The 25,984-nt window shown below is 62.1% G+C and carries 27 protein-coding genes; 5 read left to right on the top strand and 22 right to left on the bottom strand.

The features are described from left to right. Nucleotides 1-65: 65 nt before the first annotated feature. The gene (locus tag L1K66_RS07495; protein ID WP_252260314.1) at nucleotides 66-1,604 is read left to right on the top strand and encodes a CpaF family protein; all 1,539 of its coding nucleotides are present in this window, start codon (nucleotides 66-68) and stop codon (nucleotides 1,602-1,604) included. 35 nt (nucleotides 1,605-1,639) lie between these two features. On the opposite strand, the gene L1K66_RS07490 is transcribed toward L1K66_RS07495, so the two are convergent. From L1K66_RS07490 to L1K66_RS07475, 4 genes are all read right to left on the bottom strand, one after another. Next, nucleotides 1,640-2,980, bottom strand: a complete 1,341-nt coding sequence (locus L1K66_RS07490; protein ID WP_252260312.1) for a tetratricopeptide repeat protein — start codon at nucleotides 2,978-2,980, stop codon at nucleotides 1,640-1,642. A gap of 6 nt (nucleotides 2,981-2,986) precedes the next feature. Then, entirely contained in the window at nucleotides 2,987-3,664 is a 678-nt protein-coding gene (locus tag L1K66_RS07485) for a DUF4331 family protein (protein ID WP_252260310.1), read from the bottom strand. Continuing rightward, entirely contained in the window at nucleotides 3,657-4,286 is a 630-nt protein-coding gene (locus L1K66_RS07480) for a DUF4331 family protein (RefSeq protein ID WP_252260309.1), read from the bottom strand. The genes L1K66_RS07485 and L1K66_RS07480 overlap by 8 nt, the downstream gene beginning before the upstream one ends. 175 nt (nucleotides 4,287-4,461) lie before the next feature. Further along, complete coding sequence (locus L1K66_RS07475; protein ID WP_034953266.1) at nucleotides 4,462-4,704, bottom strand: hypothetical protein; 243 nt, start codon at nucleotides 4,702-4,704, stop codon at nucleotides 4,462-4,464. 64 nt (nucleotides 4,705-4,768) lie between these two features. Here L1K66_RS07475 and L1K66_RS07470 point away from each other — a divergent pair, with 64 nt between their 5' ends. After that, complete coding sequence (locus L1K66_RS07470; RefSeq protein WP_252260308.1) at nucleotides 4,769-5,695, top strand: DMT family transporter; 927 nt, start codon at nucleotides 4,769-4,771, stop codon at nucleotides 5,693-5,695. Between the two features lie 36 nt (nucleotides 5,696-5,731). Further along, nucleotides 5,732-5,905 carry an Entericidin EcnA/B family protein gene (locus L1K66_RS07465; protein ID WP_330221258.1) on the top strand — a complete coding sequence of 58 codons (174 nt, stop codon included), beginning with the start codon at nucleotides 5,732-5,734 and terminating at the stop codon, nucleotides 5,903-5,905. Here the strand turns inward: L1K66_RS07465 and L1K66_RS07460 are convergent. The 16 genes from L1K66_RS07460 to L1K66_RS16440 all read right to left on the bottom strand — a co-directional run bounded on the left by L1K66_RS07460 (nucleotide 5,890) and on the right by L1K66_RS16440 (nucleotide 20,727). After that, nucleotides 5,890-6,489 carry a DUF938 domain-containing protein gene (locus tag L1K66_RS07460; protein ID WP_252260305.1) on the bottom strand — a complete coding sequence of 200 codons (600 nt, stop codon included), beginning with the start codon at nucleotides 6,487-6,489 and terminating at the stop codon, nucleotides 5,890-5,892. The two genes, L1K66_RS07465 and L1K66_RS07460, sit on opposite strands and share 16 nt — an antisense overlap. 16 nt (nucleotides 6,490-6,505) lie before the next feature. Beyond that, nucleotides 6,506-8,086, bottom strand: coding sequence for a fatty acid--CoA ligase (locus L1K66_RS07455; RefSeq protein WP_252260303.1), 1,581 nt, complete (start codon nucleotides 8,084-8,086; stop codon nucleotides 6,506-6,508). An 80-nt stretch (nucleotides 8,087-8,166) separates the two neighbouring features. Beyond that, on the bottom strand, nucleotides 8,167-8,652 hold the full coding sequence (locus L1K66_RS07450; RefSeq protein WP_252260302.1) for an ABA4-like family protein: 486 nt from the start codon (nucleotides 8,650-8,652) through the stop codon (nucleotides 8,167-8,169). Beyond that, nucleotides 8,619-9,344, bottom strand: a complete 726-nt coding sequence (locus tag L1K66_RS07445; RefSeq protein ID WP_252260301.1) for an NAD(P)H-binding protein — start codon at nucleotides 9,342-9,344, stop codon at nucleotides 8,619-8,621. Before L1K66_RS07445 ends, L1K66_RS07450 begins: the two co-directional genes overlap by 34 nt. Next, complete coding sequence (locus tag L1K66_RS07440; RefSeq protein ID WP_252260456.1) at nucleotides 9,337-10,515, bottom strand: deoxyguanosinetriphosphate triphosphohydrolase; 1,179 nt, start codon at nucleotides 10,513-10,515, stop codon at nucleotides 9,337-9,339. The genes L1K66_RS07445 and L1K66_RS07440 overlap by 8 nt, the downstream gene beginning before the upstream one ends. Nucleotides 10,516-10,845: 330 nt before the next feature. Further along, nucleotides 10,846-11,550, bottom strand: coding sequence for an aspartate/glutamate racemase family protein (locus L1K66_RS07435; protein ID WP_256471496.1), 705 nt, complete (start codon nucleotides 11,548-11,550; stop codon nucleotides 10,846-10,848). A 121-nt stretch (nucleotides 11,551-11,671) separates the two neighbouring features. Beyond that, nucleotides 11,672-12,646: an alpha/beta fold hydrolase gene (locus L1K66_RS07430; protein ID WP_252260298.1), complete on the bottom strand. Its 975-nt coding sequence runs from the start codon at nucleotides 12,644-12,646 to the stop codon at nucleotides 11,672-11,674. After that, nucleotides 12,643-13,689, bottom strand: a complete 1,047-nt coding sequence (locus tag L1K66_RS07425) for an SO2930 family diheme c-type cytochrome (RefSeq protein WP_252260296.1) — start codon at nucleotides 13,687-13,689, stop codon at nucleotides 12,643-12,645. Before L1K66_RS07425 ends, L1K66_RS07430 begins: the two co-directional genes overlap by 4 nt. Next, on the bottom strand, nucleotides 13,686-14,873 hold the full coding sequence (locus L1K66_RS07420; RefSeq protein ID WP_252260295.1) for a parallel beta-helix domain-containing protein: 1,188 nt from the start codon (nucleotides 14,871-14,873) through the stop codon (nucleotides 13,686-13,688). The genes L1K66_RS07425 and L1K66_RS07420 overlap by 4 nt, the downstream gene beginning before the upstream one ends. Before the next feature lie 54 nt (nucleotides 14,874-14,927). Continuing rightward, nucleotides 14,928-16,436: a hypothetical protein gene (locus L1K66_RS07415; RefSeq protein WP_252260293.1), complete on the bottom strand. Its 1,509-nt coding sequence runs from the start codon at nucleotides 16,434-16,436 to the stop codon at nucleotides 14,928-14,930. A gap of 62 nt (nucleotides 16,437-16,498) precedes the next feature. Then, a complete protein-coding gene (locus L1K66_RS07410; RefSeq protein WP_252260292.1) occupies nucleotides 16,499-16,840 on the bottom strand; it encodes a hypothetical protein in 342 nt (113 codons plus the stop codon). Beyond that, the gene (locus L1K66_RS07405; RefSeq protein WP_407931983.1) at nucleotides 16,840-18,297 is read right to left on the bottom strand and encodes an NAD(P)(+) transhydrogenase (Re/Si-specific) subunit beta; all 1,458 of its coding nucleotides are present in this window, start codon (nucleotides 18,295-18,297) and stop codon (nucleotides 16,840-16,842) included. Before L1K66_RS07405 ends, L1K66_RS07410 begins: the two co-directional genes overlap by 1 nt. A gap of 3 nt (nucleotides 18,298-18,300) precedes the next feature. Next, nucleotides 18,301-18,582: an NAD(P) transhydrogenase subunit alpha gene (locus L1K66_RS07400; RefSeq protein WP_034952674.1), complete on the bottom strand. Its 282-nt coding sequence runs from the start codon at nucleotides 18,580-18,582 to the stop codon at nucleotides 18,301-18,303. A gap of 66 nt (nucleotides 18,583-18,648) precedes the next feature. Then, nucleotides 18,649-19,443 (bottom strand): hypothetical protein, encoded by a 795-nt coding sequence (locus L1K66_RS07395; RefSeq protein ID WP_252260290.1) that lies wholly within the window; start codon nucleotides 19,441-19,443, stop codon nucleotides 18,649-18,651. A 23-nt stretch (nucleotides 19,444-19,466) separates the two neighbouring features. Next, entirely contained in the window at nucleotides 19,467-20,588 is a 1,122-nt protein-coding gene (locus tag L1K66_RS07390; RefSeq protein ID WP_252260289.1) for an NAD(P) transhydrogenase subunit alpha, read from the bottom strand. A gap of 16 nt (nucleotides 20,589-20,604) precedes the next feature. Beyond that, nucleotides 20,605-20,727, bottom strand: a complete 123-nt coding sequence (locus tag L1K66_RS16440) for a hypothetical protein (protein WP_256471495.1) — start codon at nucleotides 20,725-20,727, stop codon at nucleotides 20,605-20,607. Between the two features lie 263 nt (nucleotides 20,728-20,990). Between L1K66_RS16440 and L1K66_RS07385 the strand changes: the two genes are divergently transcribed. Continuing rightward, nucleotides 20,991-22,436 carry a sigma-54-dependent transcriptional regulator gene (locus tag L1K66_RS07385; RefSeq protein ID WP_252260288.1) on the top strand — a complete coding sequence of 482 codons (1,446 nt, stop codon included), beginning with the start codon at nucleotides 20,991-20,993 and terminating at the stop codon, nucleotides 22,434-22,436. Between the two features lie 19 nt (nucleotides 22,437-22,455). Beyond that, the gene (locus L1K66_RS07380; protein WP_252260287.1) at nucleotides 22,456-23,220 is read left to right on the top strand and encodes an SDR family NAD(P)-dependent oxidoreductase; all 765 of its coding nucleotides are present in this window, start codon (nucleotides 22,456-22,458) and stop codon (nucleotides 23,218-23,220) included. Here L1K66_RS07380 and L1K66_RS07375 read toward each other — a convergent pair whose 3' ends face one another. Beyond that, on the bottom strand, nucleotides 23,221-24,504 hold the full coding sequence (locus tag L1K66_RS07375) for an alkaline phosphatase D family protein (RefSeq protein ID WP_252260286.1): 1,284 nt from the start codon (nucleotides 24,502-24,504) through the stop codon (nucleotides 23,221-23,223). An 80-nt stretch (nucleotides 24,505-24,584) separates the two neighbouring features. Continuing rightward, a complete protein-coding gene (gene folP / locus L1K66_RS07370; protein ID WP_252260285.1) occupies nucleotides 24,585-25,709 on the bottom strand; it encodes a dihydropteroate synthase in 1,125 nt (374 codons plus the stop codon). Nucleotides 25,710-25,984 lie beyond the last annotated feature (275 nt).

Below are 25,984 nucleotides of genomic sequence, written 5' to 3'. Positions count from 1 at the left end.
CGCTGTTCGTTACAAGTTTGCGACCAGCGCAGGATGACTATGCAGAAAGCCTTGGGGGCTATGTAATGAGCGCATTCGGCAAAAAGGGTGGCCCAGCTGGAATGAGACCGGGCGCAAAGCCCGCATTCGGTGTGGCCCGGCCGATGAAAGGTGGCAGCAGCAGCGGTGCAGAAGAGGCGAAGGGTGGCGAGCAATTCCCGCCCCTGCCCGGCAGCGGCGGCGAGCGTCCGGCTGCGCCCAAGCCCGCGCCCAAGCCTGCCGGCAATGCCACCGCCAGCGCGATGGAGCGTCTGTCGGAACGCATGAACGCAACCAACGCCGCCGAGGCCGAAGCCGGCGGTTTCGAAGCGAGCGTCCACAAGATCAAGGAGCAGGTCCTCCCCCGCCTGCTCGAACGCGTCGACCCGGAAGCAGCCGCCACGCTGACCAAGGATGAACTGTCGGAAGAATTCCGCCCGATCATCATGGAAGTGCTGGCCGAGCTCAAGGTAACGCTCAACCGCCGCGAACAATTCGCGCTCGAAAAGGTTCTGATCGACGAGCTGCTGGGCTTTGGTCCGCTAGAAGAACTGCTGAATGATCCGGACGTGTCCGATATCATGGTCAACGGCCCGGATCAGACCTACATCGAAAAAAAGGGCAAGCTGCAGATCGCGCCGATCCGGTTCCGCGACGAACAGCACCTGTTCCAGATCGCCCAGCGGATCGTGAACCAGGTCGGCCGCCGCGTCGACCAGACCACACCGCTGGCTGACGCCCGTCTCAAGGACGGCAGCCGTGTGAACGTGATCGTTCCACCGCTGTCGCTGCGCGGCACCGCCATATCGATTCGTAAATTCTCCGAAAAACCGATCACCATCGACATGCTCAAGGAATTCGGTTCCATGAGCGAAAAGATGGCGACCTGCCTCAAGATCGCCGGTGCCTGCCGGATGAACATCGTCATCTCGGGCGGTACCGGTTCGGGTAAGACGACCATGCTCAACGCCCTGTCGAAGATGATCGACCCGGGCGAGCGCGTGCTGACGATCGAGGACGCGGCGGAACTTCGCCTGCAGCAGCCGCACTGGTTGCCGCTGGAAACCCGTCCGCCGAACCTCGAAGGGCAAGGCGCGATCACCATCGGCGACCTTGTGAAGAACGCCCTGCGTATGCGTCCTGACCGCATCATCCTGGGCGAAATTCGTGGCGCGGAGTGTTTCGACCTTCTCGCCGCGATGAACACGGGCCACGACGGGTCGATGTGTACGCTTCACGCCAACAGCCCGCGCGAATGCCTTGGCCGTATGGAAAACATGATCCTGATGGGCGACATCAAGATCCCGAAGGAAGCCATTTCGCGCCAGATCGCCGAATCGGTTGACCTGATCGTGCAGGTAAAGCGTCTGCGCGACGGTTCGCGCCGCACCACCGACATCACCGAAGTGATCGGGATGGAAGGCGACGTGATCGTGACGCAGAACCTGTTCAAGTTCGAGTACCTCGACGAGAGCGAAGACGGCAAGATCATGGGCGAATTCCGCTCAAGCGGCCTGCGCCCGTATACGCTTGAAAAAGCGCGTCAATTCGGTTTCGATCAGGCGTATTTGGAAGCCTGCCTGTAAGGCCCCAAGGTCCGGGCCGTGCGCCCGGACACGCTTTAGTGATTGCTGAAAAACAGCAGGTCGGATCGCGGGTCAAAGGCCAAGGGGCTGATCGCGAGCGCCGCCTTGCGCGCGGACGCGACGCAGGACTGATCTTTCAACCGCTCGCACACCTCGGCCAGCACGCGGTATTGTTCGGTTGATCGCCAACCGGTGCGACCGAGCTCTTCAAGAATCGCCCGCGCGCTTTCGTCGCGCCCTCTTGCCGCTGCCGCGCGCGCCAGTCCGATCCGCCCGTCACCATAAGGCCGGTTGCGGTAATTGAGCGATGCCAATTGCCACGCGCCTGCGGTGTCTCCTTGGGAAAGGGCCGCTTCAAATCCGTGATCGGCATAGGCTTCGGGATGGCTTGCGACCCTCGCCTTCCACAATCCTGCCGCCGCTTGCGCGATACGGGCGGCCTCTTCGTTCCGCCCCTGCGCTTCGAGAACCGCCGCCAGCGCATCCAACACCGATGGTCGCTCAGCCCCTTGCATCGCTTCGCGATAAAGGCTTTCGGCGCGGGCGAAATCACCACGTACGGCGGCCATCTGCCCCAGATGTGCGCGCGTCAGCCACCATCCCGGAAAGGCCGCATCGGCCTGTTCGAAATACCGCTCCGCCGCCGCCCAGTCCCCGGTCTGAAGGTCAATGGCGCCTAGTTGCAGCAGCAAGGCCGCTCGCGTCCAAGGAGTGACCTGAGGCCTGTCAAAACCGGCTTTCAATGTCGCCCTTGCGCGCTCGAACTGGCCCTGATGGCGAAACCAGTCCGCCAGTCGTACAGCAGTACCGGCGCTGGGATACATGGCTTCGGCCGCCCGGTATCGCTCCAGCGCCGCCCGGTAATCGCCCGCATACAGCGCGACATCGCCGAGTATCGCTTCCGCCTCTGCACGATCGGGTGGATCAGCGGGGACGGCAAAGCTGTCCATCCGAGCAATTTCCTCAGCGGCAATATCATTGCGATGCAGAGCAAGGTTCACGATCGCCCGCGACAGAGCGGGGCCGCTCGGTTCAGTCGCGAGTTGCCGCGCATTCTCGGCGCTTTCGAGGGCCGCTGCGAGATCCTCGTGCGAACCGTTCAATTGTCCGCGCGCATGGAGCGACATGGCCAATGCCTCATGTGCGGCCCAAGAGTCCGGGATGGCGGCCAGACGGGCTCTGGATCGCGCCACATCCCTGTCAAGCATCTGAAGTGCTTGCGAAAAATCAGAAGGACCCCATGCAGGAACCGCCGCCCGCGCGGGCTCGATCGCGGACGTTCCGTCGAAGAACCGCTGAAGACCCGTCATCGCCACGAGGGCGATGATCAGCAGGATCATCCAGCGAAGAGCCTCTCGCAGCGGCATGGCGTCCATCGGCGCTTAAAGGGTGCGAACGAGGGCACAGGAAGTGAGACCGGCTGCCTGAAAATCGTCAACCAGCACTTCGTGAAGCACCTGCAATTGCGTTGTCAGTTCCGACGCGAAAATGAACGCCGCATCCTCTGCAGGCCCGGCATCATTGTATTCGTTGCGCCGTTGGGGAGCGACCAGTGCCGGAGAGATCGCGGGCATGCCGGTGCGATCGACCCGCACGAACTGATCGTCGGGCGCATCGACAAAATCGAACGAAACCGCAGAGTCCGAACCCGACAAGGGCGGATTGCCCTGAGGCAGCGCAAGATAGGGAAACTCGGCGCGGAAGGGACGATCATTCGCGGGAGGGTTCAGCGGCAGGTTCACAAAGGTGGTAGGTGTGTGCACTGCCATGTCGAGGAAGATGATCGCCAGCGTGACGTCGATCACCGGGTCTTCCAGACGGCGCCCGTTGGGGAAACCGGATGCTTTCGACAGATCGACGTTGATCGTATCGGGCACCACCAGATCGACCACCCGCTTGCCCGTGCCGGGTACGACCTGTTCAAGGCAAGGCACGACACTGGTGACGAGCTCGGTCCCTTCCGGTGGCGGGACAGGCGCTTGCTCATCGCTGCCACAAGCCGCGAGCGTGCAAGCGAGGCCAAGGGCCATAATACTGGCAAGACTGCGCCGATCAGCCATTGAACTGCCCTCCCAGCCGCTCGCTGAATGTCCAGAACTCCAGCTCGTTCGCGCCGTTTTCCAGCCTGTCGCGCGGTATCTCGATCACGAATGCGGTGATGTTCTGGGCACCAAAGAAATCGCGATCATTGCGGAAACTCAATGCACCGGTGCGGCGCGTGTCGGTTAGGCCTTGGGAGTCAAAGAAAAATGGATCGTCGACCAGTCCCGCAAAAACGCGGACGCCGTCCTTTTCGATGATCCGTTCGACCGAACCGATGATATCGCCATCGACCCCCGGAACGTTTTTGACCCGCACTCCGAATGCGCCATCAGAAGTGCCGCTTTCACGCCCGAAGCTGAAGACGATGGGAATGTCGGTGGTCTGGCGGGGTGGCTGGTTCGATACCGAAATCGTGTAGCGCACGTTCGGATCGTAGAAAGCGGGCAATTGCGGCGAAGACGGCCCCCCGAATGTCACTGTCATGGTGACCACATCATCATCATGCGTTACATAGAGATCAGCGATGTCTGCCGCGAAATCGGGCGTGCTGTCGCTGTTTGGATTGGTCCGCGCTGGCGGATCGAGGTGATCGGCCGCAGGTGCGGGTTTTTCACCGGTCAGAAAAGCAAGTGGCAGCAAAACCGCTGCACACCCAAGCAAAGCAAGCGCAACTGGCCGCATGAGAGAACACCTTACATCGGATAGACTTTCAGGGGTACGACTCTTCTGATTTGTCACCGGATATCACAAACTTGCGGCACCGACAATGCGGCAAGTTCTTGCCGGGCCGCTGATCAAAATCTGGTCAGCCCTGTCACATGTTGCCCAGCACCACCGGAAGGCTCATCGCGAGGCAGCCACCGCCGATGATCGCACTGCCAAGGAACAGCCCGGTCCACGGAACCCAGCCGACGCGTTCCAGCCGATCGAGAGATCGGCGCGCTGTGCGCAGCCTGTCCATGACCAGGCAAAACCCGGCGAACAGCCAGAAACCCAGCCCGGCAAGCGCCATCAAAACCGCGTCGCTGGCAAAGACAAGATCGTGGAGCATTTTCATGTTCCGCACCATGTAGGCGCGCACATCGCTTGCGCAAAGCTGCGTGGTGCCTAATGCCCCAATTATGGATGGTTCCGTAGCCCGCCCCCGCCCATTTCTTGCGTTGGGCCTTCGCCTTGCGACGGCGGCAACGCTGGCGACCATGGCGATGCTGGTGAAGCTGGCTGGCGAACGCGGAGCGCATCTGGCCGAACTGGTGTTCTGGCGGCAATTCATTTCGCTGATCTGCATCGCCGCATTGCTGGCCGCCTGGGGCAAGCTCGGCACGATCAGGACAAAGCGGTTCGGCGCGCACACGCTGCGGGCCGCCTATGGCCTCACAGGCATGTTCTTCGTCTATGGAGCGGTCATCCTCCTACCACTCGCAGAGGCCACCGCGATCAGCTTTACCGCCCCTTTCTTTGCCGTGCTGCTTGCCGTTGTCCTGTTTGGTGAAAAAGTGGGCATGTATCGCTGGGGCGCGGTGGCGCTGGGGTTTTCCGGCGTCGTCGTGCTGACCCAGCCTGCCTTCGGATTGGGCGGCGCAACCGGAATGGACCCGATCGGCGCGGTTGTGGGACTTGTCGCGGCTTTCATGGTGGCGCTGATCAGCTTCCAGATTCAGGACCTGAACAAGACCGAAGCACCCTGGACGATCGTCTTCTGGTTCGTTGCGCTGACAACCCCTGTCGCGGCGCTGGCGCTGCCTTTCGTGTTTCAGACGCACGATGCCCAGACATGGGGCATCATCGTGGCAATGGCGCTGTGCGGAGCGCTTGCACAAATATTGCTCACCACATCGCTCCGGTTCGGCTCTGCCGGAGTGATATTGTTGATGGATTACACGTCGTTGCTGTGGGCTACGTGGTATGGTTTCAGCGTGTTCGACCGCGCACCGCCTGCCAGCCTTTGGCTCGGCGCGCCGCTTATCGTCGCAGCGGGGCTGCTGATCGCATGGAGGGAACGGCAGATCGCGGTCGCGCGTCAAAAGACGCAGACAACCGAGGTCTGATTGCGCTAAAGCTGGCGCAGAAAGGAACCCCCATCCATGATCCGCAAGATCGTTCTTACCGCAGCGCTTGGAGCCTTCGCCCTTGGCGCAACCGGCTGCAACACTGTCAAAGGCCTTGGCCGCGACATCGAATCCGTCGGCCGCAAGGGCGAAGAGGTGATCAGCCATGCCCCGCCCGCTTCGCGCGAAGAGGCTCAACCGGCGCGGTAAACCACTGTCAGATTGTTGGCCGGCATCGCATGGCGGGCCGTGCGCGCAAAGCCGTGGCTGGCTGCGACGGCATCGACATCCTCCAGCCGGCGCAAACCCCACTGCCCGTTTCTTGAGCGCAGGCTTTCGTCGAACTCGATGTTCGACGGCGCCGTTTCAACGCCCTGCTCAATATATGGGCCGTACAGGATCAGCGGCAGATTCCTGCCGCCCAGAAACCGGGCAGCTCCTTCAAACAGGCCCAGGGTCGCTTCCCACGGGCTGATATGGATCATGTTGATGCACAGGATTGCATCAGCGCCGCGGACCTCCCAGCTTGCGGGTGATGCCGCATCCAGCACCATCGGCAGACGCAGGTTGGTGCCGTCATATTCGTTGAAATAGGCGAGGATCGAAGCAATCGCTTCGGGATCGGGATCGCTCGGCTGCCAGTCGAGATTGCCGAACAGATGCGCGAAATGGACGATATGTTCGCCCGATCCGCTGGCAATTTCCAATACGGTGCCGCTTTCCGGCAATTCCTGATGCAATACCGCCGCGATGGGATCGCGGTTGCGCATAGCAGCGGGTGCGTGCTTCTTCATCGCTGCGCCGCCGCCATCAATTGACCTGCCGCTCCTGCCCCTCCCAATACGGCGCACGCAATTGCCGCCGCAGGATCTTGCCAGAGGCATTGCGCGGCATTTCGGGGATCACGTCCACGCTTTTGGGGGCCTTGAACGCCGCGATGCGCTCGCGGGTCCAGGCGATCAGTTCGGCCTCGTCGATGGTTGCGCCAGGCTTGGGGACCACGCAGGCTTTCACCTCTTCGCCCCAGCGCTCGCTTGGGACACCGATCACCGCGACCTCGGCCACGGTAGGATGACCGAACACGGCGTTTTCGACTTCGGCGGGATAGACGTTTTCGCCGCCCGAAATGATCATGTCCTTGATCCTGTCCTGGATATAGACATAGCCGTCTTCGTCCATCACCGCGGCATCGCCCGTATGCAGCCAGCCATCCGGATCAATCGTTTTGGCGGTGGCATCGGGCAGTTTCCAGTAACCTGCAGTATTCGAGGGGGATCGGATGCAGACTTCGCCGATTTCGCCGTGCGGCACCTCCTTGTTGTCTGGCCCCCGCACCTCGATCTCGACACCCGGACAGGCCTTGCCCGCGGAACGCATCCGCTGGTTGCCTTCGATGGTGTGATCTTCGGGCGGGAGGATCGAGATCGTCCCGCTGGTTTCCGTCATGCCGTAAGCCTGCAGGAAGTTCGCATTGGGCATGGTGCGCACCGCCTGCTTGAGCAGTTCGAGTGGCATCGGCGCGGCGCCGTACATGAGATAGCGCAGGTGCGAGAAATCGGTTTCGGGTGCGCGCGGATGCTGCACCACCATTTGCAGCGCAGCGGGCACGATGAACATATGGGTTGCCCCGTTCTCGATCGCCTCAAGCACGCCAACGGGCGTGAATTCGGCCTGCAAAAGGCACCGTATGCCATTGGCCAGAGCAATGTTGATCAGGCCCGTGCCGCCAATATGCGCACACGGCATGGCAACCAGCATGCAGTCGCCTTGGTCGTAGAAATTCCAATGCAATCCGATGGCATTGCCGGGATTGCGCAGGCCCAGCAGATTGGCGTTGGAAAGCACCGCGCCCTTGGGATTGCCGGTGGTGCCAGAGGTGTAGAGTTGCAGGATCGGATCATCCGCATGTGGGGGGTCATAAGCCGCCGGCTCAAGACCCGCAGCCTCACGCAGCGCGGCCGATGCCTCGATCACGGCAGGCTTTTCGGGCACATCAGCGGCAACCGCCAGTGCGGTGTCGACGAATTCCTCGCCCGCGAACACAAGCTTTGCCCCGGTGTCTGACAGGATATAGGCGATTTCAGGCGTAGCCAGCCGCCAGCCGATCGGCACCATCACAGCGCCCATGCGCGCTGCCGCCATGTAAAGCAGGCAATAGCGATCGGAATTCTTGCCGAGCCACGCGATCCTGTCCCCCTTTGCCAACCCGCGCGACTTGAACAGCGCGATCAGGCGACGGGTCATCGCGTCAGCTTCGGCATAGCTGGTAATGCGCCCGTCCTGTTCGAACGCGGTTTGATCGGGGCGCTTTTCGGCCCAGAAAGCCAGAATTTCATCGAAGGTCACGAAATCGTGATGAGGATCGCCCTTGACGGTCCCTTCCCATGTCATGCTTGCTCTCCCAAAGCTGTTTGCCCTTGGGTTAAGCATTTCAGGCAGTCACGGTCCAGCGGTTTGCAGCCTGCCCGTTACTAATGCCAGCGACCAAGCTTGCGCGCCGGCGGTTCACGGATCAGCAGCCACAGCCCGAGGCCGAGTGGCCCGGCAAGGAATGTCGCCAGCAGCACCGGAGCCTGAATGAAGCGCGAAATGTCCTTCATGTCTCCATCGCGGGCAATCCAGATCCCGACGAACAGGTCAAAGGCGAGGTAATGCGTCCAGCCGATGGTGACGCCCGCATCGCTGGCAAAGATGGCGCGCACACCTTCAATGGAAGAAAAGTCCGCCCCTCCCCCGTCAGTCGGGATGGCGCCGCTCAAGACCCCGATCAGGCCAGCGGCATAGACAAGGCAGAGCAGGCCAACCCCCAGATAAAGCAAGGCAGCAAGCAAAGCGGGCCAGCGCGGCAAGAGGATCAAAGCGGTCCATGCGATCAGGGCCAGCATGTTCACCGCGCCAAAAATCGGGTTCCAGTCCATCCGCGCTACTCCGCCGCGTGCAACGTCTTGGCGCGCCATTCGCGTGCTGCCCGCTTCATCGCCTCATTGTCATGGGTGAAGCGCCCCTGCGCCTTGCGCTGGCACAGGCCCAATGCCGCTTCCGCCACCAAATCAGCGTCAATCGAACGGAACATCTCCCATTTTGCGGGCATCAGCGGGTCGATCACCGGGCTGGCAAATTGCGCAAGCGCTTCAAGCGGACGCAGATCATCCTTGCGCTCGCCACGGAGCAGGCCGGGCCGCAGGATGTCGAGGCGTTTGAAACCGACCTTCGACACAGCCTGTTCGACCTCGCCCTTGACCCTCAGATACAGGTTCTTGGCGGTGGGGTCGGATCCTGCGGCGGTTATCAAAACCATGTTAGGAATACCGGCCGCGACGGCAGCTTTGGCGGTCGAAATCACCAGATCATGATCGACCGCACGAAACGCCGCTTCGTCGCGCCCCGCCTTTTTCCAAGTGGTGCCGAGCGCACAGATCAACGCACGCGGGCGCACCGCTTCCAGCACCTCGCCCCACTTGGCCGGTTCGGCAACGAAGACTTCAACCCGAGCACCCTTGGGCAAGGGCGCCTCGCGCCGGGCTATGCCGACCATGCGCACTTCATCCCCGGCGCTGGAAATCGCAATGAGGCGCTGGCCGATCAGGCCAGTCGCGCCGACCAGGCCTATACGCGTGGGAGCGTGTACCACAGGGCTCGGATCAGACATTGATCAGCCCCCTTGGCCGTTCGCCATAGATCGTCTCGCAAGCCTGCATTGCAAAACGATCGCTCATCCCGGCAATAAAGTCGGCGATGACGCGGCTGCGCTGCGGGTCTTGCTCGGGCAGTTTGGCGCGCCATTCGGGCGGCATCAGGCCCGCGTCCTGCGAATAGGCCGCAAACAGCCGCGCCACGACATCGCGGGCACGCTCAGCCGCGCTGACCTGTTCGGGGTGGTAATACAGTCTATCGTACATGAAGGCCTTCAGCCGCCTTTCGTGTTCGCGCATCTCGGGTGAAAATCCAGCCAGTTGCCGCCCGGCATCGCGCACTTCGGCTACCGATCCCATACCCTTGGTCATTTCCCGCGTGTGTTGCAGCACGTCATTCACCATCAGACCGATCTGATCGCGGATCAATTCGCGCAGCTGGCGATCACGCGGGGCATTGGGAAAACGCCGTTCGACCGCCCGCCATTGATCGGCGAGAAAATCGAGCTGGAGCAGATCGTCGAGATCGAGAAAGCCCGCGCGTAGGCCGTCATCAATATCGTGGTTGTCATAAGCGATATCGTCGGACACCGCCGCAATCTGCGCTTCGATCGAAGGCCAGGTGCCGAGATCAAGCGGGAATGCCTCATCCAGTTCCGCCAAGGCCCAGTTGGGCGCGGCGACCGGGCCGTTATGCTTGGCCAGCCCTTCGAGCAGGTCCCAAGTCAGGTTCAGCCCGTCATGTTCGGGATAGGGGCTTTCAAGCCGCATGACGGTACGCAACGCCTGTGCGTTGTGGCAAAAGCCTCCGTGGCGCGCCATCGCCTCGGAAAGGGCCGATTCTCCGGCATGGCCGAACGGTGGATGGCCCAGATCGTGAGCGAGGCAGAGCGCCTCGGTCAGATCCTCGTCCAACCCCAGAGCGCGTGCCAGCACCCGGCCGATTTGCGCAACTTCGATGCTGTGCGTCAGCCGCGTGCGGTAATGATCGCCTTCGGGCGATATGAACACCTGCGTCTTGGACTTGAGGCGGCGGAAGCTCATCGAATGGATGATGCGATCGCGGTCGCGCTGGAAATCGGTCCGCGGACCACGGCTTTCGGGATTGGGGGCCGCGCCCGACGCGGCGTTGCCGCCAAACTCGCGCCCGCCATGCGAAAAGGGATCTGCAGCAAAGGGAGCACGCATCGTCACGACGAACCGCTTATTTCACAGTGCGCGCAGGCTCAACCGGAACAGATCGGCAACCTTGAAGGATTGCGGTGGACAGACCGGTTTGAGAGACATCGCCGCTGATTTGAAAAAAAGGGACCGCTTACCGGGTGCAATGGGGGGGTGGTAAGCGGCCCCAAGAGCCTTTTGGCCCCTGGGTCAACGGTGCGACCCGAAGACCCGGAAATTGTCTGTTACTTATCGATGACAATTTCAGGGCGCGCACGTAAGCGGGTCCGGCTAATGTTGCACCCCATGCATCACAGACTTGCGACCAACCGTTCAGTGCAAGGGGCAAGCCGCCAACTAATTCACCAGTTCCTGCTCAAGGATCCAGTCTGCGGCCGCTTCACAGTGGATCCTGGTAGAATCAAACACCGGCGAAACGTTTGCGTCGACGTCCACGACAAGGTCGAGTTCGGTGCAGGCAAGGACGATTGCCTCGGCCCCTTCCTGTGACTTGTTGGTGATGATCGTCTTCATCGCGCGCTGAGCATCGCGGGTCACTTTACCCACCATCAACTCGTCGTAAATGATCCGATCAAGCGTTTCGACATTGTCCATGTTGGGCGGCAGCAGATCGATCCCGTGGGCGACCAGCCGCTTGCGATAGAAGCTTTCCGTCATCACGTTGCGCGTGCCGATCAGCGCGGCACTCTTGTAGCCGGCCCGTTTCAGCGCGCGGCCGACATATTCGGCAATGTGCAGGATGGGGATATTCACCGAGGCGGCGACATCGTCATACAGCTTGTGCATGGAATTGGCGCCGATGATGATGCCCTCGGCTCCTGCACCTTCGAGCCGTTTGGCGCTTTCGGACAGGATCACGCTAGCGCGCTGCCAGTCGCGTTCTTCGCGCAATGCGTAAAGCTGGCAGAAATCGAGACTTTCGATCAGCATCGGCGCGCTCGCCATGGGGGCGGCGCGACGCTGGACGATGCGGTTGATGCGATCGTAATAGATGCCCGTGGACACCCAGCTCATGCCGCCGATCAATCCCAGTTTTCGCAATGTGATCCCCGAATCTGTGTGCGCTGCACAAGAGATGTAGCGACGAAGCGGCCTCCGCGTCCATAGGGCGCGGTTTTGCCATTCAATCAAATGATTTGGATGGTTAATTCCGGCTTAAGCGTCAGGGTTGCGCAATCGTATCGAGCCATTTGCGGACATCGGCGATGGTCGCTTCGGGCGCCTCTTCCTGAGGCAGATGGCCGATGCCCGGATAGACGATCATTTGCGAGTTCGGCAGGTTCTGATCGATCCATTCGCCGGCTGCGACCGGGATAAGGCGGTCTTCGTCCCCCCACAGGATCAGCGCCGGACTTGCTATGCCGGCCAGTTCCTTCTCTGTCAGCACCTCGTAGGGGGGGCTGAAGCGCGCCATCGTCGCCGCGCGGTTGCCGGGATAGCGGAGAAGTTCCCAGTAACGATCAATCGCTTCCTCGGTCACCACCGACTTGATCGAAACGCTCTGGTCCAGACTCTGCGCGATCAACGCTCGCGGAGTGATCTGTTCGGCGATCTTGTTGACGCCGGGTGTGCGGGCGATGGTGAAACCGATGTTGCCGCCACCGCTGTCTTCGTCATCGTCCCGTTTCACCTTGCGGACCGGGCTGCCCCCGGCATCGACAAGGATCAGTCCCCGCACCCGCTCAGGATAGCGCGTGGCATAGGCAAGCGCGTGTTTCCCGCCCATCGAATTGCCCCCGATGAAGAAGCTTTCAATGCCCAGCGCATCGGCCACTTCGTCAATGTCCGAGGTGAAGCTGGCAAGGCTGTAATCATGCGCGGGATCGGGGCCGGTCAGTCCGTGCCCGATCTGGTCGAAACGGACGATGCGGTAGCTGTCGGATAACCCTTTGACCCACGGTTCCCACGTATGCAGATCGGCGTTGGAGCCGTGCAGCAGGATGATTGCCGGTGCGTCACGCGGCCCCTCGTCGCGCAAGTGAACCGTCACGCCATCTCCGATTGCGACGAATTGCGAAGGAGGCGCGCCGTATTTGGCGCGCATTTCAGCCGCGTCGGTATCAGGCGTGCGAAAGATCAGGAAGGCGACGACAAGCACCGCCAAGACGACGCCGACGACCCGCAGAAACCACTTCATCGATCCATTCCTTCAATCCACTCGCGCATCACCGCAATCGCCTTGTGATCAATGCTGGACCGGCCCAGTTCAGGCATCGCGACGCCCGGTTCGTTCGAGTCCATGCGATGCACGAGGATCGACCGTTCAGGCGCCCCCGGCTCGATTGACACGAGGAAGCCCCCGGCTCCGCGTCCAGCCGCGACAGGAGGCTTGCGAACACCGATGGCAAAAGGATCGTCCTGCTCCCAGCGCAGGTCCAGCCCGGAATTGGACGCGCCGCCACCGGGTCGGTGGCAATGCGCGCAATTCACGTCGAGATATGCCCGCGCAAGCGTTGCATTGTCTGCTCCCGCATCTGTCCACCGGGGCAATGCATGCGAAACCTTGGGGGCAGTATCCAGCCGCCCGTCACCGGCCAGTCGCTGCAACAGATCGGGTGACAAGTTGCGCGCCTTGGGCCCGATCGGGATCACCTCGCCATCGAGCGAATGGCACGACTTGCATTGGTTCTTGTTAGGAATGCGATAGCTGATGTCCTCGCCCGCTGGCGTGGTGATAGGTAGCCGCGCCCCTGCCAGCGCCAGCGTCGCCTCGGTCTGATCGTCGTTCCAGCGATAGGGAAGCGCCAGCCACCCGTCCGCACGATGCAGCAACAGGCGCGTTTCGATGTAGCGTTGATCCTCACCCTCACCGAAGGCGAAAGTCTTGATTATCGCGGTACCGACCGGGAATTGCAGCAGGCCCTCGCCGTCAGCCTTCACCTGCTTGCCTTCGGGCACGTAGACAAAGCGCAGCTTTTCCGCGCCATCGGACCATAGCGGTGTGTTGAGTTCATATGGGATCAGCCGGGCATCCGGCACGCGGCCCGCGGCATCGAGGAAGAAGCCGTATTCGGCCAGAGTGCGCGGCATTTCACGCACTTCGCCGTCGAGTTGCACCTCGCCCAGAATGGCCGCATCATTGATGAATGGCGGAGGCAAAGCGGACGCTTCGCGAGCGGCCGAAACCGTCAAAGCCAGCGCGCCCGCCGCCAATCCCGCAATCGCAAGAGAACGGATCATCCGATGCGTTCATCCAGCTCTGCCGGAGCGCCAATGCCGCTGCGGTCGAATTCACTCACAGGCGGCTGTGCCATCAGCGGCGAAGGGTTGGCTCCGCCAAGCCCCTTGCCCTGCTCGGTCAGGTTCAAGGACCAGCCCTGCGTCCCCTCAACCGCGTAGATCGAACCCAGACCGTCCCACAGCACCGGAGGCAAGGCACCGCCAAAGGCAGCGAGCAGCATCTCGGCCCCTTCGAGCTGCGGGTCGTCACCGCCACGCCCGTAGAGGTTTTCGCCCACCACCACTTCGCGTGGGAAAGGATTGTAACGTTCGTCATCAAAGCCGAGTGTGTACGCGATCACCATGATCGGCGCGGTCGGGTTTTCGTCGATGATGTTGTTTTCGATCAGCACCTTGTCATTGGCCATGACCATGATGCCCGTCCCCCGGCGCACTCCGGCGACGATGTTGCCCGGCGGCGCGAAATTGGGTGTGTCATTGGCCACCACCAGATTGTTGGCGACAATCACATTGCCCCCGCCCATCACCGGCAGTCCGGGCAGATCGAACACCAGAATTCCTCCGGTGTTGCGGGTGGCGATATTGTGTTCGACCAGCGCGTTACGGCTGTTTTCGATCTCGATCCCGGCGACATTCGCCTCCGCGATCGAATTTCGTACGGTGATCCGGTTCGACTGGCCGACATAGATCCCGGCGTCCGATGCTCCGGCGACCTTGGCCCCGTCGATCAGCACCCCGGTGCTTTCGACCGGGTAGATGCCATAGGCGCCGTTGCCTGCGTCCGGCCCGTTGGTCCAGGTGACGCGGATGCGGTAATACACGATGTTGTCCGCACCCTTCGATTTGATTCCGTCGCCCTTGGGGTTCTCCAGCGCGAAATCGCGAAGGGTGACGTTGTCCGAAGTCACCAGCAGCCCCTCGCCCGATCCGGCCTGTGTGGTGAAATCGAGCACTGTGCCGTCCATGCCCGATCCGCGAACCGTCACTCCGTCGACATCAAGGCTAAGCCCGTCAGTCAGGACATAACGCCCCGCCTCAAGCACGATCTCGTCGCCCGGCTCCGCTAGGATGAGAGCCTCCTGCAAACGCTCCTGCGCGCCTTCACCCGGTGACACCACATGCGTTTCAGCCAGCAGCGGAGCCGCGCTCGCAAGCGCCAATGCGGCTATCGTCAATCTGATCATTTGTCCCTCTCCCAATCCCGTTTGGCTGCACAGTGCCGCAGAACGCGGGCGCGCTCAACCACCCTCGGCGCGGGCAAGCCCTTCAAGCGAAAGCTTTCTGCCCGGCGCAAATTCGAGCGAGAGGCGGAAGGCCTCTGCCGCGTCGGCCTTGCGGCCAAGCGCAAGCAGTTCCTCGCCCAGCAATTCCCAACTCGGCTTGGCAATCGCCGGCGGGCCGAAGACCACCGGCAATGCGCTTTCGGCACGAGCCGCTTCGTACAGGGCCCGAATTCCGGCGTCTGTATCACCTGAAGCAAGCATCAACAGCGCGTCAACCTGCGCCACCGCGCGTTCGACCCAGGGCATGGTTGTGCGATCATCAGGCGCGGTCCTCGCGAGCAGCGGGACCATTTGCTCCGCATCGAGGCGCATATTGGACACTGCGCTGGCAAGCTTTTCGGCATCACCCCGGTGCTGAAGCGCTGCCACATGGGTCATCGTGATCCGAGGTAGCCGGAACTTATTCGCCTCCTCGCCAAGCGGTTCGGGCCAGATCCCGGTATCGACTGCCTGCCATGCGGCCATCACCGAATAGCTGCGCACGGCCCCGTAATTGGCCTCTTCCCCATCGGCCGGGTCGGCATCGGCGCGGCATAGGGCTACGCGTTCGCTTGCATCCTTGCCCTGCTGCAAAAGCGCATAGACCAGCCATTCATTGTAGTGCCCGCAATGCGCAGGACCGCGCCCTGCCGCCGCGCGCTGACGATCGACCACGGCATCGGCGAGGATGTTGGCTTCTTCCGAAGCCTCCCAATCGGCGAGCGCGTGGAAAATGTGGCTGATCATGTGCTGCGCATGCCCCGCATCGGGCGCGACCTTGGCGTAGCGTTGAGCCATCCGCCTGCCGAGCGGAGCGTGGATCGGATCGTCATAGGAATGGATCAGATAGTGCAGGATGCCGGGGTGCTGTTCATGCGTCATGAAGCCCGGCTCCAGAATGCCCGCCGCCTCCATGTACAGCGCGATGTCGCGCCCTCCGTGCGAAGTGCCGAGCACCGCCAGCCCGGTGAAAGCGCGCACGTCGATGTCATCGGGCCACATGGCGAGCATGGCGCGCATCTTCGCCAGATAGGCGTGATCACGCTCTTCCTTGGTGCCGTCTTCGGCATAAAGCGTCTCAAGCGCGTCCATCCATGCCTTCTCCCGCGGGCCGCGAGCCTTGGCTGCACGCTCTTGAGCCGTCGGCGCGAGCCGCGCGAGGATCGCCCGTGCCGCGTCACGATCCTGCTCTTCCCACAGCGGATGATTGTGGGTCATCGCCTCGCCCCAATAGGCCATGGCGAAACCGGGATCGGCTGCCTGACTTTCGCGAAAGGCGGCGGCGGCGCGGCCGTATTCAAAATTGTGCAGCAGCGCGAGGCCGCGCAGGAAATGCTCTTTCGCCGCCTCGCTCGTCTCAACTTCGAACACCATGAATTCGGTGCCGACACCTCCCCCCGCAGCATCTGCCGTCTGGGCAACAATGGAGGTCAGGGGGACGGCGCAAAGCGCCAGCGCAGCAGAAGCAAGCAAAAAGCGTGGCATGGTGATCTCTCCTTGCCGCTGTTGTGCGACAGGGAGCGCTGCCAAGGCAAGGCGAGAGTTTGTCAGCCGATGCCGATTGCGCACAATCCGGCGCTGGTGGTGACGACTGCCACCGCTTCGCCATCGCCGACGCGGCGCAGGCGCTTCACCAGTTCGCCAAGGCCATAGCCTTCCTCGGGTTCGCCCTCTCGCGCCTTCATCCCCTGTTGCAGCTTGTACAGCTGGAACAGCGAAAGCCGGTCGACCATCCGATCGGACATGCATTCGGCGCGCTCTTCGGACACGCCGGATTCCTCCAGAGCGGACTGCACCTGCCACTTCACCAGTGGATCAGCCAGCCCGGTCTGGAACGCGATACCGATCAGCAGGGCCAGCGCGACCGTGCCGAACAGGAATTTGCCCATCAGTCGAGAGCTTTCACAATTTCCTCGACCATCTTCTTTGCATCCGCGAGGAGCATGACGGTCTGGTTCATGTAGAAAACATCGTTGTCGACGCCGGCATAGCCCACGCCGCCCATCGAACGCTTGATGAAGAACACCTGCTTGGCCTTGTCGACATCGAACACGGGCATGCCATAGATCGGCGAGCTCTTGTCGGTCTTCGCCGCCGGGTTCACCACGTCATTCGCGCCAATGATGAAGGCCACGTCAGCCTGCGCGAAGTCGGAGTTGATATCCTCCAGCTCGAACACCTCGTCATAGGGGACGTTGGCTTCGGCAAGTAGCACGTTCATGTGGCCGGGCATGCGGCCCGCGACAGGGTGGATCGCGTATTTCACGTCCACGCCCTTTTCCTTGAGCGTGTCGGCCATTTCCCGCAGCGCGTGCTGCGCCTGTGCCACCGCCATGCCGTAGCCGGGGATAATGATGACCTTTTCCGCCTGTTCGAGCATATAGGCCGCGTCTTCGGCGCTGCCCTGCTTGTATGGGCGTTGCTCTCGCGCTTCGCCGCCACCGCCAGAGCCCGCGTCGGCGCCAAAGCCACCCGCGATCACGCTGATGAAGCTGCGGTTCATCGCACGGCACATGATGTAAGACAGGATCGCACCCGACGAACCGACCAGCGCCCCGGTGATGATCATCGCGCTGTTGCCCAGCGTGAAGCCCATCGCCGCTGCCGCCCAGCCGGAATAGCTGTTCAGCATGGACACAACCACCGGCATGTCCGCGCCACCGATCGGGATGATCAGCAGGAAACCGATAAGGAAGGCCAGAATGGCGATCCAGATGATCAGCATCCCTTCGGCAGGCCCGCCCGCACCCGACATCGCATAGGCGGCGATCAGGCCGAGGATCGCGGCCAGCGTGCCAAGGTTGATGAAATGCCGCGCCGGGAGCAGGATCGGCGATCCGCTCATCCGGCCCGAAAGCTTGAGGAAAGCAATCACCGATCCGGAGAAGGTGATCGCACCGATGGCAATGCCGAGGCCCAGTTCGATTCGGCTGACAACGAGGATTTGCCCCGCTTCATCAAGGATGCCGAATGCGCCGGGGTTCAGCCACGCGGCAAAGCCCACCACCACTGCGGCAAGGCCGACCAGGCTGTGAAATCCGGCGACCAGTTCGGGCATCGCGGTCATCGCGATCTTGCGAGCGATGGTTACCCCGATGATCCCGCCAAGGAAGATCGCGATCCCGATTTCGGCAATATTGGCGATGTCGTGCGTCACCAGCGTGGTGACGAGCGCGATTCCCATGCCGATCATGCCGTTGCGGTTGCCCGCACGGCTCGACGCGGGGCTGGAAAGGCCGCGCAATGCGAGGATGAAGAACACGCCCGACGCAAGATAGGCAAGCATCGCCCAGGCGGGGGTTCCGGCGGCGCCTTCTGCCGCGCCTGCAAGAATGGAGAAGCTCATCTCTTACTTCTCCTTCTTCTTGTACATCGCGAGCATGCGCTCGGTCACGGCAAAGCCGCCGAAGATGTTGACGCTCGCCAGCACCACGCCGAACAGGCCGAGATATTTCGCGACGGGATCGTTGGCCTCAGCCGCCGCAATCAGAGCACCGACGATGATCACAGAGGAGATCGCATTGGTCACCGCCATCAGCGGAGTGTGCAGCGCCGGAGTAACCGACCAGACCACATAGTAGCCGACGAAACACGCCAGCACGAAGATCGATAGGATTGAGATGAAGTCCATTATTACGCCTCTGCAGTTGGTCTGCGTGGTTAAGCCTTATGTCCGCGCTAGCTTTGAAATCACCAATTAGAAGAAAGGGATTGTTCCTTCGGGTTCGAACGGCGTGATGCGGATATACGCGCCTGACGGATTCTCATCTGCCACCCTGATCCGCATACCAAAAAATTCCTTCTCGGACGGCAGCTCATTGCTTTTCAACGATGCACCCGAACTGAGGCACTCCGTCCGAGAACGTGACCCGCCCCAAATGGTCTGGAGATCATTGGTCTTTGTGCAAAGCGAATAAGCAACGCTCCTGACGAAGGGGTAATCGTCTGCCGGCTTCCAAGAGAGCGACAGGTAAAATTGGAAGGGCTTGTCTTCGGGCCAGTCAGATTGCCGCGTATACCGGGCGACTGTTCCCAGCGGCATCATTCCCGATGACCTTGCCTCGAACGAAAACATCATGAATTCAAAGTCGCGATCGTGAAAAAACCAGTAGTCGAAATCACCATCGCTGTCGGGGTCTAAAAAACAGGGTATGCCACCCCATCCTCTGGGCCGTGCAAGCGGGCATCCTGCAGTCTGCCCCCCGTTTGTCATCAACACGAGAAAGCTACCCTCAGGCAGAATTTCCTTCCCGCTTTTCCGTGTCAAAGCCTGTTGAAGACGCGCTGAATTCGCCGGCCATAAGTCGGCGATCGCGAACTGATGTGCCTGTTCATTCGGTTGATTGGCAAAAACGAGAAGTTGCTCATCAAGAGCGCGGTAACTCCAGTAAGGAAAAAACCGCAGCTTACCTTCAAACCCGACCGGCGCTGGAGCCTCGGGCTCTACGGATTGAGCATGGCCAAGCTGAGCTGTGCATAGCAGGCTTGCCAACAGCAGTGACCTTACCCGCCTGATCACCCCTTCAGCCTCTCGTTGACGATCTCTCCGCCCTTGGTCAGGCGGATTGCGTCGCCGATCTCTTCGTCGAGTTCGGGCTTGCCCGCTTCCTTGTCCCAGAATGCGGAAAGGAAGTTGAAGTGATTGCGCGCGAACAGCGCCGATGCGTCGGCGGCCAGATGCGCGGGGGTGTTGGCATAGCCGATGATCTTCACACCGTGCTTTTCGACGACTTCGTCAGGCTTTGAGCCCTCGACATTACCGCCCTGCGCGACGGCCAGGTCGAAAATCACGCTGCCCGGCTTCATCGTCGCGATCTGCGCGTCGGTGATAAGCACCGGAGCAGCCCGACCGGGGATCAGTGCGGTGGTGATAACGATGTCCTGCTTGGCGATATGCTCGGAAACGAGCTTCGCCTGCGCGGCCTTGTATTCCTCGCTCATCTCGGTGGCATAGCCGCCCGAGCCTTCACCTTCGATCCCCGCGACATCGGTCACGAAGATCGCTTTTGCACCAAGGCTTTCGATCTGTTCCTTGGTCGCGGAACGCACGTCGGTGGCGGATACCTGCGCGCCCAGACGCCGCGCCGTCGCAATCGCCTGAAGCCCGGCGACGCCCACACCCATGATAAAGCACTTCGCCGCCTGCACAGTGCCGGCCGCGGTCATCATCATCGGGAAAGCGCGGCCATAAGCGTCCGCCGCGTGGATCACCGCCTTGTATCCGGCAAGGTTCGACTGGCTGGAAAGCACGTCCATCGACTGCGCGCGCGTGATGCGCGGCATGAATTCCATCGACAGCGCCTCAAAACCCGCCTTGGCATAGGCGGCGACAAGATCGCCCTTCTGGAACGGATCGAACAGCGCGGCCACCCATGCGCCGGCTTTCGCGCCTTTCAGATTCGCCACTTCGGGTGCCTGCACGCACAGCACGATGTCGGCGTCCTTTGCGGTTGCCGCCAGCGTGCCTACCTTTGCCCCTGCCTCTTCATAGGCGGCATCGGTGATCGAGGCGTGCGTCCCGGCACCCTTTTCGATCGCGACTTCATTGCCCAGACCAATGAATTTCTTCACCGTTTCCGGCGTGGCCGCGACACGGGTTTCCCCCGCGGCGCGCTCTTTAAGCACTGCGATCTTCAAGTGACGGTACCCCGGTTTATGGCGCGATCAGCGCAACGACGAACAGGGTGATGATCGCAATCAGCGGCACCGCCCATTTGAGCGCACCCATGAAGCTGCCATAGGTCGAACGCGCCTTGTCCATGTCATGCACAGTCATGATTTTATTCCCCTTGAGATCCCAAACGGTGAAATTGGCAAATGGTTGCCGAAAAATTGCCAGCAGGCTTGATCATCGCCCCGTATCCGAGCCCGCGAGCTAGCTCAAGTCAGCAATGTTGACAGGGCAAGCTGTGCCCAAGTGGCAATCCGGTGAGATCGGTCCAACAGCCTTAATTCAGTCTTTACCCGCGCCGGATAAGAATCCGGCACGTTTCACCCTGGGACGGTTTGCCGGGGGATTGAGGGGTCAAGGCTGGATCGATGGCACAGGTGAATACGCGCCCTGATTCTGACAATGAGACTCGGATTGTCCTGCTGATCGATGATGAGCCGGCACAAAGCCGTCTGATCTCGGCCATCGCTGCGCGCGAAGGCTGGCGCACTGTCGTGGCAAGCGATGCCGAAACCGCGATTGCCATGCTGGGCACGCGCGAAGGCATGCAATTATCGGCAATCCTGCTCGATCAATGGGTTCCGGGCGATGATGCCTGCTCGCTGATCGCCGAATTGAAGGAACGCCGCCCCGCTTTGCCGATCCTGATGCTGACGACCAGCGCATCCCCGCTGCTGGCGGTCGAAGCCATGCGCGCAGGGGCGAGCGATTATCTGGTGAAGCCGGTCTCGCCCGATCGGCTGCTGGAGGCGCTGCGCACTGTTACCACGCGCGAGGCTCCGCGCAACGAGCTGGCCCCGCTGACCGAGAAAATGTCGGCCAATCTCGACTTTGAAGCCATGATCGGCACCGCTCCCACCTTCCGCGCCGCGCTGGCGCAGGCGGCGAAGGCTGCTCGCGGGCACGGCCATGCGCTGATCGAGGGAGAAAGCGGCACGGGCAAGGAAATGCTGATGCGTGCGATGCACGCCGCATCCCCGCGCTCCAAAGACCCGCTGCGCATCATCAACATCGCCAGCGTTCCGCCTAATTCGATCGAATCGGTGCTGTTCGGGCATGAACCCAACGCCTTTCCCGGCGCATTCGACCGCCAGATCGGCGCGCTTCAGCATTGCGATGGCGGAACTCTCGTGCTCGACGAAGTCGACCGCATGAGCGCGCCGGCACAGAACCGCCTGCGCGAAGCACTGGAAACCGGGATCATCCGCCCGGTCGGCGCGGCACACGGTTTCCGCGTCGATGTGCGTCTGCTTTCGGCCAGCAATTGCAGCCTTTCGCAGTTGGCGGAAGGCGGGCTGTTCGACCCGGCTCTTGCCCAGCAACTTGCAGGCACACGCATCAGCCTACCCCCCTTGCGTGAGCGCACCGGCGACATTCCGGCGCTGACGCGGCATTTCCTCGGCCGGATCGGTGAACAGCCGGGGCTGACCCATCTCTCGATTTCAGACAGCGCGCTGGCGCTGCTTGCGGCCTATGACTGGCCCGGCAATGTCCGGCAGTTGCAGTCCGTGCTATTCCGCGCCGCGGTCTATTGCGAAGGCGATACGCTGACTGCCGACAGCTTCCCGCAGCTTTCCGAACTGCTGGGCGAATTGCAGATCGGAGCAAGCCAGAGCTCGCACGATGGTGTGGGCATCATGCTTTACACCGAAGATGGCAATCTGCGCCCGCTCGAAGAGATCGAGGCCGACGTCATCCGCCTTGCCATCGGCCATTACCGCGGTCGCATGACGGAGGTTGCTCGCCGGCTGGGGATCGGTCGCTCGACGCTGTATCGCAAGCTTTCCGATCTCGGCATCGACAACGCGGCCTGATCCGCCTAGCGCGGCGGGCATGACGGACATTCAGGACTTCGCCGGGCGCACCGCGCTCGTCACCGGGGCTGCATCGGGGATCGGTGCGGCATGTGCAAAGGCGCTTGCGGCGCGCGGAGCGGAGAGGCTGGTGCTCGTCGATGTCGACCCGCAGGGGATGGCGGCTTTGGACCTCAAGTGCGAGGTCAAAGCGGTGGTCGGCAGCGTCGCGGACGAGGCGCTGTGGGCCGATCTCGAACCTCGCCTTACCGGGCTCGACCATGCGGTCGTCAACGCCGGGATCGGCGCGGGTGGGCCGCTGGCCGACATCGCCCTGTCCGAATGGCGCCGGGTGATGGACGTCAACCTCGACGGGGCATTCCTCACGCTGCGCACAGCCCTGCGCGCGATGAAGGCGGGCGGCAAAGGTGGCAGCATCGTCATCACTTCCTCCACCACCGGAGTGAAGCCCGTGCCCGGCATCGGCCCCTATGGCGTGTCCAAGGCCGCCGTCTCGCACATGGCCCGCATCGCCGCGCGCGAGAACGCCGAGCACGCGATCCGCGTCAACGCCATCGCGCCGGGCGGGGTCGATACCGCCATCTGGGAAAGCTCCCCCGACTTCCTCGCCGCGGTCGAATCCCAAGGCCGCGAAGCGACGCTGAAGGCGATGGCCGGGACAACACCGCTTGGCCGCTTTGCCACCCCCGACCAGATCGCGAGCGACATTCTCTACATGCTCTCCGATGCCGGATCGAACCTGACCGGGCACGTGCTGGTATCGGACGGCGGCTTTACCCTCTGATCACCACGAAACCGTCCGCTTAACCCGTTCCTCGCCTTCCACCGCACCGCGCATCGTCATGGTGAAGGTGCGCGCGGCCCAGTCGATCTCGACAAGGCCGAAGTTCTCTTCCGAGATGAAGTCCGTCACCCGTGTCGGATCGGGTTCGCGCGCGGTGTTCTGCGCGGTGCTGGAGAAGGAGTAGTTGAGCGAGGAACTGGTCAACTCCCAGATCTGCTCACCGCCGGCCGCCTCGGGCGAGGCGGTGTAAATGCCCCCGGCATGGCGATCGCCCGACAACAGCACCATCCCGCTTTCCTCACGCCCGGCCAGCACGCGGTAAAGCCGCTCGCGTTCCAGCGGCAGGTTCTCCCACGCCTCGTAATCATGCGCGTCGGTGATCACCTGGATCGAGGAGACGATGATGCGGAAGTCTGCGGGCTTCGCCAGTTCCTGCTCCAGCCATTGCCACTGCGCATCGCCCAGCACCGTGCGCGAGGCATCATCGCTTGGGACATAGGGGCCAAGCGGCGGGCGTTCGGGCGTGTAGTCCATGCGATCGAGATCGGAGCGGAAGAAGCGCGTATCCAGCATGATGATCTGCGTGCGCTGGCCATCCTTGCCCACGATCACGCTGTCATAGATGCCCGGACGCGATTTCACCGCGTCCGACGATCCCCAGAACGTCTCGAAGATCTTCTCCGACCAGGTGCGGAAGGCGAAGCTCGCCCCTGCATCGTTCATCCCGTAATCGTGATCGTCCCAGGTCGCCATCATCGGCACCTTCGCCCGGAACGCCGCCAGTTCGGGCGTGCGCGCCTGCAAACCGTACGCCTCGCGCAGCGTTGTCAACGCGGCATCGCCGCTCCAGTTGCTGTCGCCATAGTTGTTGTCGCCGATCATCAGGAACGCTTGCGGATTGGTGCGCGCGATCACATCCCAATAGGCCTGCGAGCGCGACTGGTGGTTGCAACTGCCAAAGGCGAGCCGGGTGATCACCGTATCGGGCGCAAGCGAGACATTGACCGGGGCGACGGGCAGCTCCACCCGGCTTTCCAGCCTGGCGTAATAGGCGGCCAGCAGGTCTTCGGCATACATCGGCACATGGCCATCGCCGTGGCGCGGGTGATCCCCCTGCCCGCCCGCATGTCCTGAATGCCCGGAATGCCCGGATTGCCCCGCATGCTGCCAGTGCGCGGCATGCCCGGCATGGGCGGAGTGATCCTGCTGCGCGCCCGCCATCAGCGGAGCGGCGACAAGCGCGGCGAGTGCGGTTCCAAGGCCGAGGAGCGAGGTGGTGCGCAAGGGTGATCTCCAATTGCTGATTCGGGCCGTATCTGGCGCGTATTGGTGACGGTATGGCGACGTCTTTTGCATAGGCCGCATCATGCGGGCAACTGGCCAAAGTCGGTCAGCGCCGCATCGCGCATTCCGCGCCACACATTGCGCGCCTGCACCGTTTCGGGAACGTCATGCACCCGCAGCAGGTGGACGCCAGCATCCATCCCCCGCATCGCCAGCGCAATCGATCCGCCAAGCCGCTGATGCGCAGGCTCCTCGCTCGACAGCGCGCCGATCATCCGTTTCCGGCTGACCCCCAGCAATAGGGGGCTTCCTAAAGCATGGAACAGCGGCAGCGCGTTGATGAGAGCGAGGTTGTCCGCGAGGCTCTTGCCAAAGCCGATACCGGGATCGAGCACGATGCGTTCCTCTGCGACGCCAGCCGCAATCGCACGCGCGCGCTGCGCCTTGAGGAAGTCGAACACCTCGCTGACGACATCGTGATACTCGCCGCCTTGATGCAGATCATCGCCCGTCCCCGGCGCGTGCATCAGCACCACCGGGCATCCGGCATTCGTCACCAAAGTCAGGCTGCGCGGGTCATAACGCAGCGCGGACACGTCATTCGCCATATGCGCGCCCTTCGCCAGAGCCGCCTCCAGAACGCCTGCGCGGCGCGTATCGACGCTGATCGCGGCGCCCATTCCGGCGCAATATTCGACAGCAGGGATCACCCGCTCGATCTCGTCGCCTTCCCATGTCGCCGCGCCGCCCGGACGCGTGCTCTCGCCGCCAATGTCGATGATCGCCGCACCGGCTTCGAGCATTTGCGCCGCGTGGCGCTGGCCCGCCTCCGGCTTTTCGAGGAACTCGCCCCCGTCGCTGAAGCTGTCAGGCGTGACGTTGAGCACACCCATCACCTGCGGCTGATCGAGGCGGATCGTGCGATCCCCCAGTTGCAGCGGAGCATGCGGTTTTTGCAGGTTCGCCCATTGCAGCCGCGCTTCATCCGCGAGCGATGCGTCAAGGCTGGTCAGCGCCGCGTCAAACCCGCGCGCGCCGAACAACAGGCGCTGTGTAACTTGGCCGCCTTCGCGCACCACCAGCGCAAAGCGGCTGGCATAGGCCATGCTGCCCGCCAGCCGGATCGCCGCGCCGTCCTCTGCCTGAGGACTGGCGGCAAGGCCGATCGGGTGGAGATAGACCCGGGTTGATTTCGGCGCGCTCACAGGCCGGAACTCCTACAGGATGGAACATGTGGAACACTGTCCAAGGGAAAGAATCGCGATTGTGTCACCCTTTGGCGGGAAAGTGTCACCTTTACCCCGCGATGTGTCACCACTGAGCCGGCAAGTGGCACCCGAACGGGCGAAAGCGTCACCTTTCGGGGCGCAAAGCGTAACGCTTTGCTCATGCAAAGTGTAACCTTTGGGCCGGGAGAGGATGCGATTTCCATGCCCGCCATCTTAGCGTGATGGCGGGATGTAGGACAGCACGGCGCAAG

The organism is Erythrobacter aurantius (assembly GCF_023823125.1).
GTDB lineage: Bacteria > Pseudomonadota > Alphaproteobacteria > Sphingomonadales > Sphingomonadaceae > Erythrobacter > Erythrobacter aurantius.
Note: the sequence above shows the minus strand (reverse complement) of the source record. Positions and strands in the feature narration are given on the sequence as shown.

Excerpts from the sequence above, each read along its gene's own strand:
- L1K66_RS07410 (WP_252260292.1), bottom strand. The coding sequence starts at position 16,840 with ATGGGCAAATTCCTGTTCGGCACGGTCGCGCTGGCCCTGCTGATCGGT.
- L1K66_RS07490 (WP_252260312.1), bottom strand. The coding sequence starts at position 2,980 with ATGGACGCCATGCCGCTGCGAGAGGCTCTTCGCTGGATGATCCTGCTG.
- L1K66_RS07485 (WP_252260310.1), bottom strand. The coding sequence starts at position 3,664 with ATGGCTGATCGGCGCAGTCTTGCCAGTATTATGGCCCTTGGCCTCGCT.
- L1K66_RS07475 (WP_034953266.1), bottom strand. The coding sequence starts at position 4,704 with ATGAAAATGCTCCACGATCTTGTCTTTGCCAGCGACGCGGTTTTGATG.
- L1K66_RS07455 (WP_252260303.1), bottom strand. The coding sequence starts at position 8,086 with ATGACATGGGAAGGGACCGTCAAGGGCGATCCTCATCACGATTTCGTG.
- L1K66_RS07380 (WP_252260287.1), top strand. The coding sequence starts at position 22,456 with ATGACGGACATTCAGGACTTCGCCGGGCGCACCGCGCTCGTCACCGGG.
- L1K66_RS07405 (WP_407931983.1), bottom strand. The coding sequence starts at position 18,297 with ATGAGCTTCTCCATTCTTGCAGGCGCGGCAGAAGGCGCCGCCGGAACC.
- L1K66_RS07495 (WP_252260314.1), top strand. The coding sequence starts at position 66 with ATGAGCGCATTCGGCAAAAAGGGTGGCCCAGCTGGAATGAGACCGGGC.
- L1K66_RS07470 (WP_252260308.1), top strand. The coding sequence starts at position 4,769 with ATGGATGGTTCCGTAGCCCGCCCCCGCCCATTTCTTGCGTTGGGCCTT.
- L1K66_RS07425 (WP_252260296.1), bottom strand. The coding sequence starts at position 13,689 with ATGATCCGTTCTCTTGCGATTGCGGGATTGGCGGCGGGCGCGCTGGCT.
- L1K66_RS07430 (WP_252260298.1), bottom strand. The coding sequence starts at position 12,646 with ATGAAGTGGTTTCTGCGGGTCGTCGGCGTCGTCTTGGCGGTGCTTGTC.
- L1K66_RS07450 (WP_252260302.1), bottom strand. The coding sequence starts at position 8,652 with ATGGCGCGCCAAGACGTTGCACGCGGCGGAGTAGCGCGGATGGACTGG.
- L1K66_RS07465 (WP_330221258.1), top strand. The coding sequence starts at position 5,732 with ATGATCCGCAAGATCGTTCTTACCGCAGCGCTTGGAGCCTTCGCCCTT.
- L1K66_RS07385 (WP_252260288.1), top strand. The coding sequence starts at position 20,991 with ATGGCACAGGTGAATACGCGCCCTGATTCTGACAATGAGACTCGGATT.
- L1K66_RS07445 (WP_252260301.1), bottom strand. The coding sequence starts at position 9,344 with ATGTCTGATCCGAGCCCTGTGGTACACGCTCCCACGCGTATAGGCCTG.
- L1K66_RS16440 (WP_256471495.1), bottom strand. The coding sequence starts at position 20,727 with ATGACTGTGCATGACATGGACAAGGCGCGTTCGACCTATGGCAGCTTC.
- L1K66_RS07460 (WP_252260305.1), bottom strand. The coding sequence starts at position 6,489 with ATGAAGAAGCACGCACCCGCTGCTATGCGCAACCGCGATCCCATCGCG.
- L1K66_RS07420 (WP_252260295.1), bottom strand. The coding sequence starts at position 14,873 with ATGATCAGATTGACGATAGCCGCATTGGCGCTTGCGAGCGCGGCTCCG.
- L1K66_RS07440 (WP_252260456.1), bottom strand. The coding sequence starts at position 10,515 with ATGCGTGCTCCCTTTGCTGCAGATCCCTTTTCGCATGGCGGGCGCGAG.
- L1K66_RS07415 (WP_252260293.1), bottom strand. The coding sequence starts at position 16,436 with ATGCCACGCTTTTTGCTTGCTTCTGCTGCGCTGGCGCTTTGCGCCGTC.
- L1K66_RS07400 (WP_034952674.1), bottom strand. The coding sequence starts at position 18,582 with ATGGACTTCATCTCAATCCTATCGATCTTCGTGCTGGCGTGTTTCGTC.